Below are 3,254 nucleotides of genomic sequence, written 5' to 3' on the forward strand. Positions count from 1 at the left end.
ATTTCGGAACTTTGAAAACTTCAAAAAACGGATTTTTATCGCTCTGAATATCAAAAAAGAAAGGACGAAATTTGTCCTTTCTAGATATTAGCTTTTCTTCAACCCACTACAGTTGACAAAGAGCCGAAAAAAAGAGCACACAATTCAAATCGCTTAGGGCTGCTGGATTCCTCCCCTGACCCGCTTCACGCAGAACTGTTGCTCCACTATTTATTATATCACATTCCTATTCATTTTAAAAGAAAAATTATTTTTTCCGTCTATTTCTAAAAAAGTCCTGCATAATAGCTGCGCATTCATCTTCCAAAATTCCCGTTTCAACCTCCACACGATGATTGAGACGCTCATCTGTCAAGATATCGTACAAACTCCCAGCAGCGCCAAATTTCTGGTTTTTAGCCCCATAGACCACGTTTGGAATACGGGCGAGTCCAATCGCCCCACTACACATGACACACGGCTCAATGGTCACAAAAAGCGTGCAATCCAGCAAGCGCCAGCTCTCCTCACTCATGTTCGCATTCTCTATAGCCATAATCTCCGCATGCATAACCGCTCGCTGCAGTTCCTCACGCGCATTATGCCCACGGCCAATGATTTCTCCGTCCTTGACAATCACACAACCAATTGGAATTTCATCGTGTTCAAGAGCAATCTTAGCCTCTCTCAAAGCCTCTCTCATGAAGACTTCTTTTTCTTCAACTGTATAATTCATCAATTTCCCTTTTCCTACTTATCGATTTTATTATTATATCATGATTCCCGAGACAAAAAAAGCCACCGAATGCGGTGACTTTATAGGGAGATTATTATGAAAAAGAAAAGTTTAGGATATTTGTTACAACAAGTTAGGAGGTCTTCTTGTAACTATCTATAGTATACCCGACCTATCTTAAACAAATCTTAAAAATCTCTTAGGACCAAACACTTTCTAAAATATTTGTTTGTTCACGACCAGGACCTACTGAGAAAGTAGAAATACGAACGCCAACCAATTCACTCACACGACGAACATAGTTACGCGCATTCTCAGGAAGATCTTCCAAATTACGAACTCCAGTAATATCTTCTGACCAACCTGGCAACTCTTCATAGATAGGCTTGCAACGTTTCAATTGCTCAAGACTAGCTGGATAGTAGTCAATACGTTGACCATCAAGATCATAGGCCACACAGATTTTCACAGTATCCAAACCGCTCAAAACATCGATAGAGTTCAATGAAAGATTAGTAATACCAGAAACACGACGACTATGGCGCATCACAACTGAATCAAACCATCCCACACGACGTGGACGACCAGTTGTTGTACCATATTCATGACCGACTTCACGGATACGTTCTCCCACTTCATCAAACAACTCAGTTGGGAAAGGACCGTCTCCTACACGACTCGTATAGGCTTTACATACACCAACAACCTTGTCAATCTTACTTGGACCAACACCAGAACCAATCGTAACACCACCAGCCACAGGGTTTGATGACGTAACAAATGGATACGTACCTTGGTCGATATCTAGCATAACACCTTGTGCACCTTCAAAAAGCACACGTTTACCGTTATCAAGCGCATCATTCAAAATAACAGATGTGTCTGTCACATATTTCTTGATTTGTTGACCATATTCGTAATATTCTTCAAAAATATCATCGAAATCAATCGCTTTACTATCATACAATTTTTCAAAAAGACGATTCTTTTCAGCAAGGTTACGTTCTAAACGCTCACGGAAAATATCTCTATCCAAAAGATCGGCAATACGAATCCCAACACGAGCAGCCTTGTCCATATAAGCTGGACCAATTCCCTTGATTGTAGTTCCAATCTTATTGTCGCCCTTAGCTTCTTCTTGCAAGCGATCCAACTCGATATGATAAGGCAAAATAACATGCGCGCGATCAGAAATACGCAAGTTATCAGTTGTCACACCCTCCTCATGAAGATAGCTCAACTCTTTTACAAGAGATTTAGGATTTACAACCATACCATTCCCAATAACAGAGATTTTTTCAGGGAAGAAAATTCCAGATGGAATCAAGTGCAACTTAAATTTCTTACCATCAATCACAATCGTGTGACCTGCATTATCACCACCTTGGTAACGTGCAATCACTTCTGCATTCGCTGAAAGGAAGTCTGTAATCTTCCCTTTACCTTCATCACCCCATTGGGTACCTACAACAACAACTGAAGTCATAATTTTGTCTGAGCCCTCAGGCTCTTCCTTTCTCACATACATGGCAGGACTCTCACCTGCAATTATATCTTACAATTTATTATAAGAAAAAATCACCTTTTTATCAAGAAGAAACAATAGAAAGATTTGCTATTTCCAACTATTAAAAAATGTTTTAGAAAAATAACCAGCTATTTATTGTTATATTGCCATGAAAAAAGTAATTTTGTTCGGAAATTTACTAAAATTACCTCAACAAGAAATAAAACCCCGATTCATTATCAATTTTTCAAGATACAAACGATAAGCAACACGATAATGATAAACAATAAAATCCCTACGACACCCAATGCCATATCGAACTAAATAATAAATCAAAAATTTAAAATGAAAATGTTCCCACTCCCAACTATTATCAAAGAAAGTAGCATACTCTTCTTCGATACTGTCATAGAAATCAGTCATCTGATCATAGATACTTTGTAGCATAAGCATACACTCCTTTACTTTTTATGACCTTATTCTAACAAAAAATTATAAAAAGTTAGTAACAATTCCTGAATTGCTCAAATACCAACCTCAAAAAGATAACAAATAGAAAAATTGACAGAATAGGAATAAATTTACTACCTAAATTTCAAAAACTAAGATAATGGAAGCGGAAGGATTCGAATCCCTCGAAGGAGCGTATTTACAGTCCGCCACGTTTAGCCTCTTCGCTACCCTCGATTAAAGTCCTAAAAAGATCTCCCTGCTCGAAAACGGAGGGCTCTGAAACTTTACTCAGCAAAAAATATCTCACACCAAATAACACTAAATAGATTATGAATTACATAAAAAAAGAGGCCTAAACCTCTTTTTCTTAACTACTCCGCCAGTAGGACTCGAACCTACGACATCATGATTAACAGTCATGCGCTACTACCAACTGAGCTATGGCGGATTAAAGCTAAGCGACTTCCATATCTCACAGGGGGCAACCCCCAACTACTTCCGGCGTTCTAGGGCTTAACTTCTGTGTTCGGCATGGGTACAGGTGTATCTCCTAGGCTATCGTCACTTAACTCTGAGTAA

3 protein-coding genes, 1 tRNA gene, 1 rRNA gene and 1 other RNA gene are annotated in these 3,254 nt (G+C 38.7%); all 6 read right to left on the reverse strand.

Translation table 11 applies throughout. The annotated features are described in order from the left end of the window. Positions 1–121: 121 nt before the first annotated feature. An RNA gene (gene ffs / locus GEZ85_RS09955) (signal recognition particle sRNA small type) lies at positions 122–215 on the reverse strand. Between the two features lie 32 nt (positions 216–247). Next, the gene (tadA, locus tag GEZ85_RS09960; protein WP_153210198.1) at positions 248–715 is read right to left on the reverse strand and encodes a tRNA adenosine(34) deaminase TadA; all 468 of its coding nucleotides are present in this window, start codon (positions 713–715) and stop codon (positions 248–250) included. A 199-nt stretch (positions 716–914) separates the two neighbouring features. Next, positions 915–2,201, reverse strand: a complete 1,287-nt coding sequence (locus GEZ85_RS09965; protein ID WP_153210200.1) for an adenylosuccinate synthase — start codon at positions 2,199–2,201, stop codon at positions 915–917. Positions 2,202–2,432: 231 nt separating this feature from the next. Next, a complete protein-coding gene (gene comW, locus GEZ85_RS09970) occupies positions 2,433–2,669 on the reverse strand; it encodes a sigma(X)-activator ComW (protein ID WP_194251552.1) in 237 nt (78 codons plus the stop codon). A gap of 380 nt (positions 2,670–3,049) precedes the next feature. Next, positions 3,050–3,123, reverse strand: a tRNA-Asn gene (locus tag GEZ85_RS09975). A 5-nt stretch (positions 3,124–3,128) separates the two neighbouring features. Then, positions 3,129–3,244 (reverse strand): 5S ribosomal RNA (gene rrf / locus GEZ85_RS09980). Between the last annotated feature and the right edge of the window lie 10 nt (positions 3,245–3,254).

It is taken from the genome of Streptococcus mitis (genome assembly GCF_009496205.1).
Taxonomy (GTDB): domain Bacteria; phylum Bacillota; class Bacilli; order Lactobacillales; family Streptococcaceae; genus Streptococcus; species Streptococcus mitis_BN.

Coding starts and splice junctions, on each gene's coding strand:
- comW (WP_194251552.1), bottom strand. CDS start 2,669: ATGCTACAAAGTATCTATGATCAGATGACTGATTTCTATGACAGTATC.
- tadA (WP_153210198.1), bottom strand. CDS start 715: ATGAATTATACAGTTGAAGAAAAAGAAGTCTTCATGAGAGAGGCTTTG.
- GEZ85_RS09965 (WP_153210200.1), bottom strand. CDS start 2,201: ATGACTTCAGTTGTTGTTGTAGGTACCCAATGGGGTGATGAAGGTAAA.